General features: G+C 42.6%; 15 protein-coding genes. 12 read left to right on the top strand and 3 right to left on the bottom strand.

All coding sequences use genetic code 11. The annotated features are described in order from the left end of the window. On the top strand, positions 1-1,008 hold the full coding sequence (locus GFS24_RS24960) for a sugar kinase (protein WP_153664457.1): 1,008 nt from the start codon (positions 1-3) through the stop codon (positions 1,006-1,008). Between the two features lie 3 nt (positions 1,009-1,011). Here the strand turns inward: GFS24_RS24960 and GFS24_RS24955 are convergent, their stop codons facing one another. Beyond that, on the bottom strand, positions 1,012-1,548 hold the full coding sequence (locus GFS24_RS24955; RefSeq protein WP_153664456.1) for an RNA polymerase sigma factor: 537 nt from the start codon (positions 1,546-1,548) through the stop codon (positions 1,012-1,014). A gap of 160 nt (positions 1,549-1,708) precedes the next feature. Between GFS24_RS24955 and GFS24_RS24950 the strand changes: the two genes are divergently transcribed. From GFS24_RS24950 to GFS24_RS24910, 9 genes are all read left to right on the top strand, one after another. Beyond that, complete coding sequence (locus GFS24_RS24950) at positions 1,709-2,887, top strand: FecR family protein (RefSeq protein ID WP_153664453.1); 1,179 nt, start codon at positions 1,709-1,711, stop codon at positions 2,885-2,887. Between the two features lie 70 nt (positions 2,888-2,957). Next, positions 2,958-6,542, top strand: coding sequence for a SusC/RagA family TonB-linked outer membrane protein (locus tag GFS24_RS24945; protein ID WP_153664451.1), 3,585 nt, complete (start codon positions 2,958-2,960; stop codon positions 6,540-6,542). Between the two features lie 18 nt (positions 6,543-6,560). Beyond that, complete coding sequence (locus GFS24_RS24940) at positions 6,561-8,072, top strand: RagB/SusD family nutrient uptake outer membrane protein (protein ID WP_173003189.1); 1,512 nt, start codon at positions 6,561-6,563, stop codon at positions 8,070-8,072. Between the two features lie 12 nt (positions 8,073-8,084). Beyond that, positions 8,085-8,996: a hypothetical protein gene (locus tag GFS24_RS24935; RefSeq protein ID WP_153664447.1), complete on the top strand. Its 912-nt coding sequence runs from the start codon at positions 8,085-8,087 to the stop codon at positions 8,994-8,996. Between the two features lie 24 nt (positions 8,997-9,020). Then, positions 9,021-10,091 (top strand): TlpA disulfide reductase family protein, encoded by a 1,071-nt coding sequence (locus GFS24_RS24930; protein ID WP_153664446.1) that lies wholly within the window; start codon positions 9,021-9,023, stop codon positions 10,089-10,091. 23 nt (positions 10,092-10,114) lie between these two features. After that, the gene (locus GFS24_RS24925; protein ID WP_153664444.1) at positions 10,115-11,035 is read left to right on the top strand and encodes an ABC transporter ATP-binding protein; all 921 of its coding nucleotides are present in this window, start codon (positions 10,115-10,117) and stop codon (positions 11,033-11,035) included. Between the two features lie 23 nt (positions 11,036-11,058). Continuing rightward, positions 11,059-13,359: a Gldg family protein gene (locus GFS24_RS24920; protein WP_153664442.1), complete on the top strand. Its 2,301-nt coding sequence runs from the start codon at positions 11,059-11,061 to the stop codon at positions 13,357-13,359. Positions 13,360-13,370: 11 nt separating this feature from the next. After that, on the top strand, positions 13,371-14,705 hold the full coding sequence (locus tag GFS24_RS24915; RefSeq protein ID WP_153664440.1) for a DNA mismatch repair protein: 1,335 nt from the start codon (positions 13,371-13,373) through the stop codon (positions 14,703-14,705). Beyond that, the gene (locus tag GFS24_RS24910; RefSeq protein ID WP_153664438.1) at positions 14,702-16,036 is read left to right on the top strand and encodes a hypothetical protein; all 1,335 of its coding nucleotides are present in this window, start codon (positions 14,702-14,704) and stop codon (positions 16,034-16,036) included. Before GFS24_RS24915 ends, GFS24_RS24910 begins: the two co-directional genes overlap by 4 nt. Positions 16,037-16,118: 82 nt before the next feature. On the opposite strand, the gene GFS24_RS24905 is transcribed toward GFS24_RS24910, so the two are convergent. Next, positions 16,119-16,835: a hypothetical protein gene (locus GFS24_RS24905; protein WP_153664436.1), complete on the bottom strand. Its 717-nt coding sequence runs from the start codon at positions 16,833-16,835 to the stop codon at positions 16,119-16,121. 17 nt (positions 16,836-16,852) lie between these two features. Next, positions 16,853-17,098: a membrane protein insertion efficiency factor YidD gene (gene yidD / locus GFS24_RS29530; RefSeq protein WP_153664434.1), complete on the bottom strand. Its 246-nt coding sequence runs from the start codon at positions 17,096-17,098 to the stop codon at positions 16,853-16,855. Between the two features lie 552 nt (positions 17,099-17,650). On the opposite strand from yidD, the gene GFS24_RS29525 reads away from it, so the two are divergent. Both GFS24_RS29525 and GFS24_RS24890 read left to right on the top strand, forming a co-directional pair. Next, positions 17,651-17,812: a DUF4160 domain-containing protein gene (locus GFS24_RS29525; protein WP_216647526.1), complete on the top strand. Its 162-nt coding sequence runs from the start codon at positions 17,651-17,653 to the stop codon at positions 17,810-17,812. A gap of 114 nt (positions 17,813-17,926) precedes the next feature. Further along, positions 17,927-18,172, top strand: a complete 246-nt coding sequence (locus GFS24_RS24890) for a DUF2442 domain-containing protein (protein WP_173003188.1) — start codon at positions 17,927-17,929, stop codon at positions 18,170-18,172. Positions 18,173-18,180 lie beyond the last annotated feature (8 nt).

Raw genomic sequence — 18,180 nt, 5'->3', positions numbered from 1 at the left:
ATGAATGATAACCTAACAGCCTTTGGAGAGTTTTTGCTGAGATTACACAGCAATAATGGTAAGCGGTTCCAGCAAACGGATGGTTACACCGCTTACTATGCTGGTGCAGAGGCGAACGTCTGTGTGCTATTGGCCCGTTTAGGGATAAAGGTAGAATACATCAGCAGGGTACCGGATAATGACATAGCCGCAGCAGGCCTCCAGCAATTGAGAGGTCATGGCGTAGGAACAGGGCATATCGCACACGGCGGCTCAAAACTAGGCCTCTATTTTACAGAAGCTGGTAACCAGATCAGACCCACAAGAGTGATCTATGACCGCGCAGGCAGTTCTTTCGCAGAACTCCAAACCGGAGATATCAACTGGAACGATGTTTTAGAAGAACAACAATATTTTCACTGGTCCGGCGTAGCCGCTGCTTTATCTCAAAGCGCTGCTGATGTTTGCCAGGAAGCCATAGAGGTAGCGCGGAAGAAAGGCATCACTATTTCAGCGGATTTCAACTACCGCGCTACTTTATGGAAATACGGAAAGGAACCGAAAGAAGTAATGCCCGCTTTGCTGCAACACAGCCAGATAGCCGTAGCAGACCTGGATGCAGTGAAAATATATTACGACATTGAATCAGACCCCCAATTATCACTGGAAGAACGTTTCCAGCAAACACACAAAGCCCTCAAACCCCACATGCCACATTTAAAAACGTTGGGCATGAGTTTCCGCAAACCCGGCGGTATCTATTGTGCTGCCCTGGCACATGAGGATAAATATTATTATGCAGAAGGTTTCTCCCTGCAAACCATCACAGATCAGATAGGTACCGGGGATGCCTTCACAGCAGGTATCTTATTTGGATTAATGCGTAACTACTCCCCGCAGGATATCATCAATTTCGCCACCGCATGTGGAGCATTGAAACAAAGTATCCCCGGAGATTGGGCCGTAATAACAAAAAAAGAAATTGAAGAGATGGTGATCAGCGGAGTTTCAGGAAGAGTAACGAGATGAAGACTAATATAGTAGTAATAAGTAAAAATGTCCCTGCAACTGTTCCCGCAGTTTTTTGTAGGCTGTTTTTTTTAAAGAGTGTACGGTTCCTTCGGCAATCCCCATTTCAGCTGCAATCTGCGGTTTTTTTAAACCTTCCATGGAATAGCTGATCACGGTCCGCATTTGGGGAGGCAGTGCTTCAATAGCCTTGCGTACCATTAAAAAGGTTTCCTGCTCTATAATGTTCTCTTCAAAGAAAAATTCCAATTCATTTTTCGCCTCCTGTAAATAGTTTGCACCAACCTGCATCCGTTTTATAATGTTAAGACAGCGGTTGCGGGCTACCATGTATACAAAACTTTTTACCTTATAAATGGAATCGAATTCGGCCCGCTTTTCCCAATACGTTAATAAAGCCTCCTGAGCAATGTCTTTACACTGTTCCTCATCCTTAATGTACTTAAATGAAAATGCACACAGTATCGGAAAATAGTCTTCAAAAAACTCCTTGAAAGCATGTTTATCACCATTCCCGATTGCCAATACAATATTTTGCATAATGCATCTTTGAACCCCCAAAACAAACTTATAGAAAAAAAAGTAACAATTTTTTATTTTCTGACTACCCCGGTTTACGAATGAGATTGTTATAGTATTATAAAAACGGCAAAGGGCTCAATACAATCATAATAAATTGAATACCATCAACTAATAAGTTATGGAAGTTAATAGGGAATATTTTAGAATATCAGAGTTGATGGCTGCCTTTTCTACCGGTTCTCAAACGGAGGACGATGAAAAAGAACTACAGTTATGGTTGCAGGAGGATGAAAGGAACCTGCACTTATGGGAACGGCTGATGAAGAAGGAAGCTTATGAAGAAAACAACCGGTTACGTGAGAAGTTCCCGGCAAATGAAGCCTGGGCAAAGGTAGAAGCATCTTTGGATAAAGATAATAAGGTGCGAAAAATGAAACCATGGCGGAACATGTTGAAGTATGCAGCGATCCTGTTAGCAGTTGTATCTGTTGGAACGCTTTACTGGTGGAACCGGTCATCAATAGAATCTCCCATCGTGGAACCGCACATACTTGCCGGTTCGGCGGGAGCGAAGCTCACTTTGGGTAACGGACGTGTGATCGATATTTCAAAGAACAATTCGCTTGAAATGACAGAGGCCGACGGAACGAAGATTGCAACAGATTCGGGGAGTATAGATTATGCAATGGCTGATGCGGCATCCGGCACGGCTGTATTCAATGAAATACAAACAATGACCGGTATGGAGTATTCGGTAACCTTATCAGATGGTACCCGGATATTTTTAAATGCGGAAACAAAGCTGAAATTCCCCGTGGCTTTTAAAGGAACGGATCGGACGGTGGAGTTAACAGGAGAGGCTTATTTTGATGTGGCTAAAGATGCACACCATCCTTTTATTATAAAAAATGGAAATGTGGCAGTAAAGGTGCTGGGCACATCATTTAATTTCAGAGCCTATGCCGATGAGCAGAATATAGTAACAACACTTGCAGAGGGAAAAGTGGCCGTCAGTGCTGATGGAGAATGGCGCCAGATTGTTCCGGGTGAGCAGGCTGTTGTAGCGGTGGCATCTGGTAAAATGGAGGTGCGCAAAGTAGATGTAATGTTTTACACCGCATGGCGCACAGGCAGATTTGTATTCAGGAATGAGGAATTGGGAGAGGTGTTAAAGCAATTGTCCAGGTGGTACAGGTTTGAATATCGCTTTGAAGATGAGGAGGCAAGATCAATTGAGATAGGAGCCAGCTTTGAGCGTTATAACAGCATGGCCCCTATTATTGATATGCTAAAATCTACCGGGCTGGTGAAGGTAAAGTTTGTTGATAAAGTATTATATATATCGTCTGTAAAATAAAAATGCGCCAGGTGGTCGTAACACCTGGCGCCTGATAAAACCAATCTCTCACATTTAAGCAACCAAATCTATGGGAAAAGAACGAGAATGTCTTCCCTGCCATCGAAGGAGATGGCCCAGGCTCCTGTTTATTGTAAAATTGAAAGCTTTGCTCATCCTGGCCTTCTGCTTTCAACTTTCCGCAAAAGTACATTCGCAGGATAAAGTGACGCTGAAGATGGAACATGCGTCTTTAGAACAGGTAATTTGGGAAATACAGAAACATACCAGGTTTGTGTTCATGTATGGAACAAAGGAAATTGAAAAGGTCAATAACCTGACGTTGAATGTAACAGGCGGATCTGTTGATCAGATCCTGGAGAAGTGCCTCCAGAATACTGACCTGGTCTATAAAATTTCGGGAAATGCCATTGTGATCAAGCGAAAGGATAGTAAGAAGGAAGGGCCCATAAAAGGTGTTGTAAAAGATAAAAAAGGGCAGCCTTTGGTGGGAGTAACCATCCTGTTAAAGGGTACCCAGGTGAAGGCTGTAACCGATAAGGACGGCGTGTTTGACTTAGCTGTACCTGATGGTGTTAAAGCAGAACTTGTTTTCTCTTTTATCGGCATGCAGCGGCGCAGTGTTACTTTTCCAAAATATGATGAGAACGAACCTGTGGTGGTTGTACTCGAAGACGAGATCAAGGTGGTGGATGAGGTGGTTGTAACCGGCTTTCAAACCATCCGGAAGATGGAAATGGTGGGTTCAGCTAATACCATTAAACGGGAGGACCTGTTCTTTAATGGAACGAATACCATAGAACAGATGCTGCAGGGGAAGCTGCCGGGATTGCTGGTGCTGAACAACAGTGGTTTAGTAGGGCCGCGGCAAAAAGTGCGCATACGGGGTACATCCACCCTCCTGGGTAACCAGGAACCAGTATGGGTAGTGGATGGTATTATCCAGGAAGATCCGATTCCTTTTAAGGCGCAGGAACTGGATAGTTATGGCGCAATTACCCAGGATAATTTTGATATGATCCGCACTTTTATCGGGAATAGCATTTCCTGGTTAAATCCCAACGACATTGAAGATATCACGATACTAAAAGATGCTTCCGCCACCGTTTTATATGGTGTTAAAGCAGCCAACGGCGTTATCATCATCACCACTAAAAAAGGTCAAAAGGGCAGGGTTTCTATCAATTACTCCGGCAATACATCGGTAACGAACAAGCTCAGCTACAACAAGATGAATTTAATGAATTCAAAAGAGCGTATTGACGTTTCCAGGGAGATCTACGACAAAAGATTGTATGGCACCCGGTACACGGAGAAAGTTGGATATGAAAATGCCATCAGGCGTTACCTGAACAAAGAGATCACTTATGCGGAGTTTGATAGTGAGGTAAAACGTTTGGAAACGGTAAATACAGATTGGTTTGACCTGTTATTTCAACAACCGGTCAGTTACAATCATTCCCTTAATGTTTCAGGCGGATCTGATATTGTTCGTTATTATGCTTCCCTTTCAACCAACAGAACAAAGGGTGCGGCCAAAGGCAATGAATCAGAAGCAAATACCGCTTCCATTAACATGGATGCACAATTGAACAGGAAGATCATGCTGTCTATGCGGCTAAACGGAAACGTTACTAAAACGAACGGGTTTTACCGGGTAGATCCTTATACCTATGCTTCCACCTCCAGCCGTGCCATCCCGGCTTTTGACGAAACCGGAGGTTTGTTCTTTTACGAACAGGGTTCTTCCCTGTACAAGTATAATGTGTTGAATGAACTGGCCAATACCGGAAATGAAAACGATACCAGGAACTTTAATACTTATCTGAACTTAAAGTATGATGTATTTAAAGGACTTCGTTTTGAAAGCATTGTAGGTTTTGCCTCCAGCAACGCAGTAGGGGAATCTTTTGCTTCGGAAAGGAGCAACTACATTGCGGCCAATTTCCGGAACTATGATTATGGTAAATATGCCCCGGGTGAAGTAGAATACAAAGCTTCCCGGTTGCCGCATGGAGGTGAATTGAATACCACTGAGGCCCGTACCTCTACTATTAACTGGCGGAACAGCCTTTCTTATAACCAACTCCTGGGCAGGCACAGGATCAGCTTTTTGCTTGGAGAGGAAAGCCGGAGCACTAAAGTAGACGGAGCGTCCAGTACCGTATTTGGTTATTTTCCGGACAGGGGGAAAAATGTAACATTCCCTCCGCCTACCATTACACAAGGTGGCACTATTTATCCCAATGGCCTTTATAATGGATACATTACCTCACGTATGACTGACCGGAAGTCCAACTTCTTCTCTTTATACGGCAGTGGTACTTATTCCTACCTTGAACGGTATGTGGCTACCGGAAGCATCCGGTGGGATGCTTCCAATCGTTTCGGACAAAACACCCAGAACCGGTTTTTGCCGGTATGGTCTGCCGGTGTGCGCTGGAATGTACATAATGAGGATTGGATGAAGGATCAGCATCTGATCAGCGAACTGAACTTCCGCGCCACTTATGGCTGGCAGGGAAATGTAGCAGAAAATTTTGGTCCTGAGTTAATAGCACAAATCCCTTATACGCCGATAGAGTACTATTCAGGAGAGTTTTCTTTACAGATCAAATCACTCCCTTATGCGGACCTGCGCTGGGAAAAAACCAAAACCGTTAATATGGGGTTGGACCTGGGGATCATTAAGAACCGCTTCATGCTTTCTTTTGAATATTACCGGAAGAAATCTGAAGATGTGATCATCTATAAAGAAGTGCCTTCAGAGTATGGCATTGCTACTATGCCCGTGAATGGGGGTAATATGCTCAACCAGGGGCTTGAACTGCAACTCTCAGGTACTGCTGTACGCACCAAAAACTGGTTGTGGACATTGACGGTAAATACTTCCAGGAATATCAACACCGTGGAAACGCCTTTCCCTACCGCCACCTGGTGGATGGGGGCTGTAGCCGGAACATTGAATAAGGTAGGATATCCGGTCTCTGCATTTTGGGCATTCCAGTATAAAGGGCCTAACGCGCAAACGGGTGTGCCTGAATTTGTAATGCCTACTGCAGCTGAGAATCCGAAAGCTATGACGGACGTAACAGAGTACATGAAGTACATGGGTAAATTGGAGCCTGATTTTTATGGCGGCATTTCTACTTTAGTGCGTTATAAAACTTTTTCCCTGTCAACGGCATTTAACCTGAATATAGGTGGAAAGAAATTCCTTTATAACATGTTCCCGGGCAATTTTCTACCGAGTGCTTATGAAAATCTGCCGAAGGAGTTTGTGAACCGCTGGAGACAACCCGGAGATGAGAAATTTACATCTATCCCCACTATTCCTTCCATGAAGGCGGACGGGACACAGAATGTATTGTATTTTCCATCAGGATATGCGGGCTATCCCTGGGATATGTACAATAATTCGGATGCCCGCGTAGTAAATGCTTCTTTTCTGCGCTGTAACAACATTTCTCTATCCTATAATCTGCAGGAAAAGTTGTTGGCCCATTTATTCATGAAAAATCTGGCGCTGTCTCTATCGGTAAGTAATCCATTTATCATTGTCAGCAAAGATTTCAAAGGAATGGACCCTGAAGTGGCTACCGGAAATCAGCCAATAACAAAGACGTGGTCGTTGGGATTGAATGCAAGTTTCTAACCAGTAAAAATGTGAATGATGAAGAACAAATTAATCAGCAATATACTGGCTTTTCTCCTGCTCCTGTCTGCATCAGGATGTAAGAAATTCCTGGAAGAATACAGCCAGGATGAGATCAGGCCAAGCTCTGCCACTGATCTGCAACAATTAATGATCGGCGAAGTATATCCTATCAAAACGCATTTCATTAAGTACATCGATCTGATGACGGATGATGTGACCAGCAATTTTGTAAATGACCAGAACACCTTGTACCGCTTGTATAATGGAGAACCTGCCTTTACCTGGCGTGCGGATATGTTTGAAATGATGGCGGAGAAAGGTTTGGCGGCAGTAGATAGCTATGATCATTATTACCGCTGTATAAAAGGCTGCAATGTGGTGATGGACATGATTGAAAAAGTGAGCGGTTCCGAAGGAGATAAAGCGAATGTGAAGGGGCAGGCCCTGGCTATGCGCGCTTATTACCATTTTATGCTGGTAAACGTATTTGCCCAGCCTTATAATGCAGTGGGCCTTGATCTGGAGAAAGCACCCGGTGTACCGCTGATGCTCAGTTCTGTTGTATCGGATGAACTGCCTTCCAGAGCTTCCATAGCGCAGGTCTACCGGCAGGTGGAAGCAGATCTTTTGGCAGCGGCACCATTGCTGGAACAGTATGGTCAGAAAAACTCAAAGTTAAAAGCATCTGATCTGTTTGTTTATACACTTTTATCAAGGATGTACCTCTACATGGAAAAATGGGATAAGGCGGTGGAGTATGCCGGTAAGGTGATTGCGCGTAAACCGCAGCTGCTTAAATTATCCAATTATGCCATCCCGGTAAATACCGCCAACTCAACAGTGAATGTTTTTGATCTGAATAGCCCGGAAGCCATATGGATGTTTTCAAGCCATGAGGAACTTAACCAGTTTTTTGCTTTACCAGCAGCTTATGGTCAACCTGCGTTTTATGAGGTATCCCCTGGCCTGTCGGCGTCTTACGACTACAATTGGACAACCGGAGCGGCCAACAAAAAAGACTTGAGACCTGCTTTCTTTTATACAAGGTATTACATCTCGGCAACCACCTATGATGTGAAACTCTTATACGGGTCAAAAACAGGCAGCAGTTATTATACCAAAGGGATGAGGGTGTCCGAATCGTACCTGAACAGAGCAGAGGGCCTGATACAGCAATACCTGGAAAATGGCGATGAAGCCCTTCGCCTGGCAGCACTGGCGGACTTAAATTATTTAAGGGAATACCGGTATGATACGAGGACTGTTAGCTATGTGCCGGTAAACATCGCAAACGGCCAGGCCCTTCTTGATTTCTGCAGGGAAGAAAGAAGACGCGAGCTGTGCTTTGAAGAACATCGCTGGTTTGATCTGAAACGTTATGGTATGCCACAGCTCAAACATACATTCAGGGGCTTTGACAACCAATCTCCAAGAGAGTATATATTGGAAAAGGGAGATAAACGGTATGTTTTGCCCTTACCTGAAACCGTATTGAGAAGAAATCCGAATCTTATACCAAACCCATAAACAGATATCTATATGATAAGATTTAATGTGGGAGTAATCCTGTTTCTGCTGTGTGTGATCACAGCAGGATGCGATAAAAAAGAAGACGCTTTGGTGGCAACTGAAGCGCCGGAAGCTGTATACGGCGACCATACGTTACCGCAGGGTGATCATGATTATGATGATAACATTGTAGATTTTTATAAAAAATACAATACACTTATACTCTATAAATTTGAGGATAAGGATATCTTCTGGGACGTGTCAAGGGCAATAAATCAATGTAAGTATGACCCCGTCACCAATAAAACAACCAGCGGGTATATGTATACGCGGGCAGATGAGGCTTACATCTCCCAACAGCTGGATCTGTTGCACGAAAAATTCTTCAAGTACTTTTCAGATGATTTTCTGAAGCAATATCTCCCAAGGAAAATATTCCTGATGGATAAATACCTCCTGGTAAGTGCAGGAACAGGTACACCTGATAAACAAACGAGTACAAAATACGCAGCGACGGCAGGAATCGATTACCTGGGTGTAACAGGAGGCGGAAAAGAGATCCTCACCATGACGGCGGCTGAAAAATATACTTTTAAAGGAGCGATCGTGAACTTTTTCCTGCAGCGGCTCATCAGCAAAGGTGTAATGGTTCCTCCTGCTGCTTTTACAGATCTAACCAATTATTCATTGTCTATGCCTACCTGGGAACTCACTTATGGGAATGGTATCATTGACTGGGACCGCAGGCAACCTTTAACGGACTGGGCAGCATATGTTGAGCTGCTGGTGAAGAATACAGACGCAAAACTAAATGCCACGGGAGGTTTTTTAAACCCGGCTATCGACAATAAAGGTACCATACGGAAAAAGTGTAACGTAGTGATCAATCACTTTAAAACACAGTTTAATATCGATCTGCAGGCTATTGGAAACGAACTGTAGGATCACAACAACTAAATACTGCATATGCACACCTTACTGTTACATCTTTGTTTATTGTTAAACCAGGGTCCATACAAATTTTCCATTGACGGAAAAATAGATGGCATAACCACCGGGAAATTTGCCGTTTTATCCACGGAGGGAAAGGAGTTGCTTTCCACACCCATCAAAGAAGGGAAGTTTTCTTTGAAAGGGGAATTAAAAGAAACAGGACAATACATGATCCAGGTGAATCAAGCCAAAAGGTATTGTTTCCTGGACGGTAAGGAGATGACGCTTTTCTGTTCATATAAAAATTTAGATGCAACCAGTTTGAAAGGCTCCCCGGCAAATGAACTATACGGGCAGTACTATAAAATGATCGCGGAAAAATTAGGCAATAAAATTAGCGGTATACTCAGTGAATATAGGGCTGCCTTACATGATGGAGACACTGTTTTAGCGGATCAGAAGATAGACGGGATCTTACAACTTGAAGCACAGCGGTATCCCATAACCAAAGAGTTTGTACAGGCCAACCGGGACAATGTTTTTGCTGCATACATCGCAGATGTGGTGAAGGATGAAAGTTATGAAAAAGGGAAGGAGCTCTACGACATCCTGTCTGAGCAGGTTCAGCAGAACTATTTCGGACAGCTGTTGAAACAACATGTAGATGAACTAAAGATCTCAGCTATAGGCGCCACTTCTCCGGATTTTAAGGTCCGGTCAGCAACAGGAGAACTTGTTTCATTGTCTTCCCTGAAAGGTAAGGTGGTGATATTGGACTTTTGGGCTTCCTGGTGCGGGCCATGCATCCAGGAAATGAAGTACCTGAAAAAGATCTATCCCGGGCTTGAAAAAGAGAAAATAGCGTTTGTCAGCATTTCCCTGGACGACTCATCAGAGAAATGGAAAGAAGCATATGAAAAGGAACAGATCCCCTGGATAAACCTGCATGAAGAAAAAGGATGGAAGGATTCAGAGATCCGGAAACTGTATGGCATACATACCATTCCCTTTGTGGTGTTGCTGGATGAGCAAGGGAAAATAATTGCCAAAAACCTCCGCAGAGGAGGTTTGCAGGCTAAGCTGCAGGAGTTGCTGAATAAATAAAATGTAAAAGCTTAAAAAGAAATATGGAAGAGCTGATTGTAAAGGTCGAAAAATTATCCCATCGCTATAGTGCCCAGTGGGCGGTACGTGATCTCGATTTTGAGATCTACAGGAACGGTATCTATGGACTATTAGGCTCTAACGGCGCCGGGAAATCGACCACGATGAATATCATGTGTGGCGTATTAAAGCAGACGGAAGGAAATATTTACATCAAAGGGATCAATATCAGGGAAAACCCGGTGGAGGCCAAACGCCACATCGGCTTTTTACCGCAGAAGCCGCCATTACATATGGAGCTCACTGTTAGGGAGTACCTGCGTTTCTGTGCCAAATTAAGAGATATCCCTGCAAAAGAGGTGACCAGATCAGTGAATGAAGTGATGGAGCGTTGTTCCTTAACGCATTTTGGTAACCGGTTAACCCGTAACCTTTCCGGTGGTTACCAGCAACGTGTAGGAATTGCACAGGCTATTATACACAAGCCGGACCTGGTGGTGCTGGATGAACCTACCAATGGTTTAGATCCCAACCAGATCTTTGAGATCCGTCATCTGATCAAAGAGATCGCGCAGGATCGTACTGTCGTATTGTCAACACATATTCTTTCTGAAGTGCAGGCCACCTGTAAATACATCAGGATGATTGAACAGGGGCGGGTTGTTTTCTCCGGCACCATAGATGAATTTGATAATTACATTGTTCCGAACAGCCTGATGGTATCGCTGAGAGGAATGCCACCTGCAAATGATCTGCTGACAATCCCTGGCGTAATAGAAGTAGAAGAGCTGGGCGGTCCAAAATATCGCCTGCGGTTCAATGATGGACATGATGTGTCTAAGCATGTGGTAGAGATCAGCGTTGCCCGTAATTGGGAACTGACGGAAATATACACAGAGAAAGGCTCAATGGATGCTGTTTTTGCAGAGTTGTCGAAAAAATAAATAAAAGCAGAGAATACATATCAATGAAAAAGATACTTAACATAGCGATCACTGAATTACAGACTTTATTTTATTCGCCTGTTGCCTGGTTGATCCTGGTGGTTTTTACATTCCAGATGAGCATGGGTTTTTCCGGTTTATTGGAAAGCTGGGTAAACTACCTTGCCGCTGGCCGCAAGGGTACTGAAATATCATTTGATATTTTTACCAGAGGCGGCGGGTACGGTATGTTTTCGAGGGTGCAACAATATTTATACCTGTATATCCCTTTACTGACCATGAGTTTGATGAGCCGGGAGTTTAGCAGTGGTTCCATCAAACTGCTGTACTCATCGCCCGTTACCAACGTACAGATCATCCTGGGTAAATACCTGTCTATGGTCATATATGGCCTGATATTGATCGGTATCATTATGATCTTTGTTTTTTATGGTGCATTTACGATTAAGGACTACGAGTTTGCAACGATACTTTCCGGTATTTTGGGTTTATTTTTACTGATCTGCGCATATGCTGCTATCGGTTTGTTTATGTCCAGCCTCACGCCCTATCAGGTGATAGCAGCAATAGGTACTTTAGTAATATTAGGCCTGTTAAATTATGTGAGCAGTATGTGGCAGGACATTGCTTTTGTACGGGACATCACTTACTGGCTCTCCATTTCCGGACGTTCATCCTCGTTTATTGGTGGGCTGATCGGTAGTGAGGACTTCCTGTACTTTATCATTGTGATCTGCCTGTTCCTGATACTGACCATTGTCCGTCTGCAATCCAACAGGCAAAAGAGCCGCTGGACGGTTTCCTTCAGTAAGTATGCCCTGGTCATCGGTGTAGCCATGCTGCTCGGATACACTACATCCAGGCCGGTATTCAGGATTTTCTTTGACACTACGCATAACAAGGTAAATACATTAACAAAGAATAGCCAGGATGTGATCAGCCGCTTAAAAGGAGGCCTTACCATCACTACCTATGTAAATGCATTAGACGAGTCCAATGCCGGAATGGCGCTTCCGCGTGCAGTGAATGGAGACATGTCCCGCTTTGGACAATATACCCGGTTTAAACCGGAAATAAAGATGAAGTATGTTTATTACTACGATACAATTAATAGTGCCAGCCTGGAATATAGGTTTCCGAATACAACCCTCAGGCAAAAGCTGGATACCTTATCGAAGATCAGAGATATGGATCCCGGAATGTTTATGTCTCCGGAAGAGATGAAAAAACAAATAGACCTGTCTCCGGAGGGAAATCAGTTCGTACGTGTACTTGAGCGGGAGAGTGGTGAGAAGGCTTTTCTGAGGATCTATAACGATTCGAGGAAACTGCCAACTGAAGCGGAAATAACCGCAGCGTTAAAAAGACTGACCCTGAAGCTGCCGAAAGCAGGTTTCCTTGTTGGGCATGGCGAGCGTAGCAGCCAAAACGAAGGAGGACGTGATTATAGTACTTTTGCGCAGACCAGGAATTTCCGCTATGCATTGATCAACCAGGGTTTTGATGTGGCGGATGTTAGCCTGGATAAAGAGATCGCTAAGGACATCACCATTCTGGTGATTGCAGATATCAAAACTCCTTTAACAGCAGATGAACAACAAAACCTGGATAAATATATAGCAGCCGGGGGGAACCTTTTGATTGCAGGAGATGCAAAAAAACAGGACATCATGAATCCCCTTGTACAACCTTTTGGTGTTCAGTTTACGCCCGGCGTACTGGTTAAACCTTCTGAAGATCAGTTGGCCAACCTGATCGTAGCCAGCGGTACAAAAAAAGCTGAAGATCTCTTCTATCAGTTCAAACGTATCTATACAGATGAATATACCGTGACCATGCCGGGCGCAGTAGGGTTGGATTATAGCACAGACAAAGGTTTTGAGGTAACACCCGTTGTTGTTTCAGACTCCGCTTCCTGGAATGAGATGGAGACGACTAATTTCCTGGACGACAGCGTAAAATTGAATCCTGCTGCCGGAGAAGTGCAGAAATCTTATGCCACAGGTTTAGCCCTTTCCAGGAAAACAGGCAATAAGGAACAACGGATCATCATTTTAGGTGATGCAGATTGTTTGAGCAACAATGAGCTGGCCGCCAGCAGAAGGAAAATATGGGCATCCAACTTTACATTGGTTACAGGGTTCTTTTACTGGCTGTCCGACTATGAAATGCCCATCGATATACGCAGACCCAACGGTACGGACAATGAAATTTCTGTAGGTAAAAAAGGTGCGTACAAAACCAGGATTGCATTGGTGTGGGTATTGCCTGGCCTGATGCTTTTAAGTGCCATCGGTATCTGGATCCGCAGAAAGGGAAGATAAAATAAAAGAATATGAGCTTTGCCATAGACAAACAGACCTTAGACGATCTGAATATTTTTAATAAGTACAGTGGTAATGCCATCTATAACCTGTTTAACAAAACGCAGACCAGGGGAGGGGCAGAAGTGCTGGAAAATATGTTTTTATATCCTCTTTCTGATAGAGATAAGATCACCAGGAGAAGTGAAGTGATTAAATATTTTCAGGAAAAAGATGTTTCGTTCCCCTTCAGGACAGATGCATTTGATGCCATTGAATATTACCTGAACAATAAGGACGACCGGACAAAAATCGCTGCAGAGGAGGACACACTGCAGCGAAAATTCCGTAATTATATAGGAACAGATACCCAGTATGAACTGCTGTATAAAGGTATCGTAGCGGTGATCGGATTGTTTAACGGGATGTATACTTTTTTACAGGAAATAGATGCTTGTACGGCTTATCGCGAAGAGATAAAAGATATAAGATCCGTGTTGGAGAACGAGCAACTAAGCTGGATCTATAAGGAAAATGGAACCAGGAAGATCGCCTATGCTAAAACAGCCGAATATGATCAGATCCTAAGGTTCACCTCGCGGGACTTAATAACAAAATTGCTATACCATATCTATAACCTGGATGTATACATCGCTGTCGCAAAAGTAGGCCGCAGTAAGGGGTTTACTTTTGCACAGGCGCTGGAAGTGGCAGACAATACGCTGTATATAGAAGGAATGTACCATGCGCAGTTAACCAATCCCGTGGCTAATACTTTTGAGGTAAACCGGAACAGTAATGTGATATTTCTTACCGGTGCAAATATGGCTGGCAAGTCTACCTTTATGAAAACCCTGGGCGTTACATTGTTTTTAGCGCATATGGGTTTTCCTGTACCTGCAAAAAGCATGAAATTCTCCGTACAAAAAGGCATGTTTACGACGATAAATCTCGCGGATAACCTGAGTATGGGTTACAGCCATTTTTATGCGGAAGTCCTACGTCTGAAAAAGGTAGCAGAATACGTTTCCCGTAATGAACAAGTGATCATCATCTTTGATGAACTGTTCAGGGGAACAAATGTAAAAGATGCTTATGATGCTACGATAGCTGTTACAGAAGCTTTTGCTACGAAACGAAACTGTACTTTTATCATTTCCACACACATTATTGAGGCGGGGGAAGTATTAAAGAAAGATTGCGATAACATCAATTTTGTTTATTTCCCTACTGTGATGAACGGAAATGTTCCATCCTATACATATAAGTTAACCCCAGGCATTACAAACGACCGGCACGGCATGATGATCATCAATAACGAGCGTATCATTGAGCGCATCAGAAGCCGGAAAAATCCAGTGAAATGAGTTTTACAGTAGATAAACAAACCCTGATTGACCTGAATATACCGGGTAAATATAAAGGCAACTCTATATTTAATTTATTCGATCGTACACATACCCGGGGAGGGGCACAGGTGTTGGAAGCGCTGTTTCAAAAACCACTCTCTGATGCGGAAGCTATCAATTCCCGTAGCAGTATATTCCAGTATTTTCAGGCAAATGAAGTGGAGTTTCCTGTGGGCAAAGACCTGCTTAACCAGGTTGAACATTATTTAAGCGGTAGTTCCGGCAACAATATTGCAGGAACTGCATACATGATCCTGCAGAAAAAAGTGCTGGATCTCCTCACAGCAAAAGAGGAATATAAAGCAATACAGGCAGGGATTCTATCAATGATCGAATTCCTCAGCCGTTTGAACGATTTCTTTTGCAAGCTGGATGGAGGGCCATATCAGGAAACGGTACAGGTTATGAAAAGTCTTTTTAACAGTTCCGCGCTTAAAAGCCTGTTGCCAGAACGCGGGGCATCTGCATTGTCACTCACAAAGGTGATCAGGTACGACCACATTTTAAGGCATCTCTGCCAGGAAGAGCTTAAACAGGTAATGCAGGTTTTGTATGAAACCGATGTTTATATCAGCGTTGCAAAAGTAGCCAAAGCCCGTAAGTTTATTTACGCCAGGGCTGTTCCTTTTGCAGAAGGGAAGAACCATATTTACATCAATAACGTTTTTCATCCCCAGGTACCAGGGGCTATTGCGAATAGTGCTCATGTAGATCATGGCCATAACTTAATTTTCCTGACTGGGGCAAATATGGCAGGCAAATCAACCTTCATGAAATCTTTTGGTATTGCCGTGTACCTTGCGCATATGGGATTCCCTGTTGCTGCGGAAGAGATGGCCTTTTCAGTGCAGGATGGCATGTATACTTCTATTAATGTGCCCGATAACCTGGATATGGGCTACAGCCATTTCTATGCAGAGGTGCTTCGGGTAAAACATGTTGCCGATGAAGTGAATGCTGGCAAGAACATGGTGATCATTTTTGATGAATTGTTTAAAGGTACCAATGTAAAGGATGCCTATGATGCTACTGTAGCGGTTACTGAAGCCTTTTCCGAAAACAGGAACTGCAGCTTTATTGTTTCTACACACATTGTAGAAGCCGGAGAAACACTGCAGCAACGTTGCTCAAATATGAAGTTTGTTTACTTCCCCACTGTTTTGAACAAGGATGTTCCGGCTTATACCTATAAACTGGAACAAGGCATCTCAAATGACCGGCATGGTATGATGATCATTAAAAAGGAACGCATTGTGGAGATTATTAAAGGAGTTGCTTTGCTTACTTAAATGCAGCCTACCAGTTGAAGATCAGATAACTTTGTCCTCCGGTACCTTACCGGTCCACTTTTGCATACGCAGTAGCAAAGGCCTAATTCCCTAAAACCCATTTTGAGCCATCTTCAAATGCTACTTCATAGGGATATGCAATAAGTATCTTCTTTCCATCTTTGCTTAAAACGTTCCAAACGCCATAATCAACTGCCCCAGGGCGCAGGGCATCATCGGTAAAGCCACTTCCCCAACCATCTATTACCCCCATATCAGCAGGCTCATTAAATGCATTTTCACCATACCATTTGAATCTAATTGCTGCTACTTTTTTCTTGCAGACATTTTTGAACCTCAATTCAACATCCTTGTAATTGGAATATTCTTTTTCAATAAATCGGGCATTCAGTATTTTTATGGGCGCCATATATAATCCTACGGTATCATATTTTGATTTATGAATGGCATTTTCCCTTTCTTCTATAGGGTTAGATAAAGAATTGACTAGATCTGAAGTGTTTTTTTCTAAGCTATCTTTCTTTTCAAAATGTATTAAATATGTTATGTCCTCGCGTTTTTCATTGAGTAGCTTAAATTTAATTGGTCTTTCTGAATGAAGCCTTCCATAAGTTTCATTCATATCGTTATAAACCTTTTTTGCAATTTCAAACTTTTTATGTGCTTCTAAATAAGCTGCGGAATCAGTTGCGGCTTCAATTATTTCTTCTTCTTTATCGTCTTGTGTATAATAATATTTCTTTGAAATTTTACAACTGTGCAATAATATGGATAGGACAACAAGGGAGATTAATTTCATGTTTATAGGATTTATGCTTAAATATTGGTCGAATTTCTGTTAACTACTGTTGAATCCGCTAATATTATCCATTCTGTTCCATCATCTGTTTTATAAAATGAATAACCAGGACGACATTTCTTTATTCTGGCCCTCAGGGCCCTAATGCCAGCAATAGTCCCTTTTTCAGATGCAATTTTATAAATATGCGAAGAACATGTCTCTTTAAAAATACATGCTCTTCGCCATCTCTTGGGAACTAACCAGTAGAGGTGAATTAACATTGTCAGCAAAGTAGCATCAATTATTTTCTAAAGACTAAAACATTATAAGACGTATTGTAGCCAGGTTGGGCACCTAGTCCAAAGCAACCACTTGTGCCAGCAACGGAAGTTTGTACAGAATCCATGCGAAGATATTCCCACCCTTCGGAAACGTTACTGTCAATGGTTCTTTGCATTTGTGCTGCCACAGATTGTGATGAGTCATCACGAGTGATCATAGCAGTGAAGGGTATTACTTTGTATTCCATATGGATATGTTGTTGGTTGAGGTTAGAATGTTTTACCCAGGGATTTATTTCTAAATGTATGGAAAGAAAATGGTTGTTGCCAAATCATTAACGAACTTGCTTTGAAATTCAAGTAGTCACAAATTAGTTTGTGTATATTGTGTTTAATATGACAAGAGAAATAAAACCTGATCGGTATCTACCCGTAGTAAGAAGCCACCTGGTTGATCTATTGAGGTAAATAATTCGTTGAGAAAAATGGTGTCATAACACATTGGTAATTAATTCGATAGAAATGTTGTAATTTCCCGGTTAAATTTGTGATATGCCGGTAATTTCAATGTTTTATGGATTAATTATTGCCATGTATTATTTAGATACAAAACAACATAAGCTCGCCCATATTCATATTAGGTATGGAGAAATGGAAGGTGTGTACGAAATACCCAGTGGTAAATTATTGGAAGGTTCATTGCCTTCTAAATAAAGAGAAATTAGTTCAAGCCTGGATTGAAATTCATCAGGAAGATTTAATGGCAAACTGGCAATTGGCCGTAACTGGTAATGAGGTTTTTAAAATTGATCCGTTAAAGTAATGAAAATGAACCCAAGAGTTTCAACTGTACAATTTAAGAGCCCTTATAAGTTGATCCTCACATTTACTAACAATGAGGTGAAAGAATTTGATTTTAGCAGCTACTTAGATTATCCAGTCTATAAGGCACTAAAGGATGAGACATTTAGCAGTAAAGCAAGAGTATTTAATGGAACGGTTATTTGGGATGAAAATGTTGATTTCGATCCGGATACGCTTTATTTGGAGAGTGAGCCATTATTTCCTGCATAAAATCCACC

It is taken from the genome of Chitinophaga sp. SYP-B3965 (genome assembly GCF_009647655.1).
In the GTDB taxonomy this organism is placed as follows: Bacteria; Bacteroidota; Bacteroidia; order Chitinophagales; family Chitinophagaceae; genus Chitinophaga.
Note: the sequence above shows the minus strand (reverse complement) of the source record. Positions and strands in the feature narration are given on the sequence as shown.

Bases quoted from the DNA above. Each gene is read 5' to 3' on its own strand.
- GFS24_RS24940 (WP_173003189.1), top strand. From the start codon at position 6,561: ATGAAGAACAAATTAATCAGCAATATACTGGCTTTTCTCCTGCTCCTG.
- GFS24_RS24925 (WP_153664444.1), top strand. From the start codon at position 10,115: ATGGAAGAGCTGATTGTAAAGGTCGAAAAATTATCCCATCGCTATAGT.
- GFS24_RS24915 (WP_153664440.1), top strand. From the start codon at position 13,371: ATGAGCTTTGCCATAGACAAACAGACCTTAGACGATCTGAATATTTTT.
- GFS24_RS24910 (WP_153664438.1), top strand. From the start codon at position 14,702: ATGAGTTTTACAGTAGATAAACAAACCCTGATTGACCTGAATATACCG.
- GFS24_RS24935 (WP_153664447.1), top strand. From the start codon at position 8,085: ATGATAAGATTTAATGTGGGAGTAATCCTGTTTCTGCTGTGTGTGATC.
- GFS24_RS24905 (WP_153664436.1), bottom strand. From the start codon at position 16,835: ATGAAATTAATCTCCCTTGTTGTCCTATCCATATTATTGCACAGTTGT.
- GFS24_RS29525 (WP_216647526.1), top strand. From the start codon at position 17,651: ATGCCGGTAATTTCAATGTTTTATGGATTAATTATTGCCATGTATTAT.
- yidD (WP_153664434.1), bottom strand. From the start codon at position 17,098: ATGTTAATTCACCTCTACTGGTTAGTTCCCAAGAGATGGCGAAGAGCA.
- GFS24_RS24920 (WP_153664442.1), top strand. From the start codon at position 11,059: ATGAAAAAGATACTTAACATAGCGATCACTGAATTACAGACTTTATTT.
- GFS24_RS24930 (WP_153664446.1), top strand. From the start codon at position 9,021: ATGCACACCTTACTGTTACATCTTTGTTTATTGTTAAACCAGGGTCCA.
- GFS24_RS24945 (WP_153664451.1), top strand. From the start codon at position 2,958: ATGGGAAAAGAACGAGAATGTCTTCCCTGCCATCGAAGGAGATGGCCC.
- GFS24_RS24950 (WP_153664453.1), top strand. From the start codon at position 1,709: ATGGAAGTTAATAGGGAATATTTTAGAATATCAGAGTTGATGGCTGCC.
- GFS24_RS24955 (WP_153664456.1), bottom strand. From the start codon at position 1,548: ATGCAAAATATTGTATTGGCAATCGGGAATGGTGATAAACATGCTTTC.
- GFS24_RS24960 (WP_153664457.1), top strand. From the start codon at position 1: ATGAATGATAACCTAACAGCCTTTGGAGAGTTTTTGCTGAGATTACAC.
- GFS24_RS24890 (WP_173003188.1), top strand. From the start codon at position 17,927: ATGAACCCAAGAGTTTCAACTGTACAATTTAAGAGCCCTTATAAGTTG.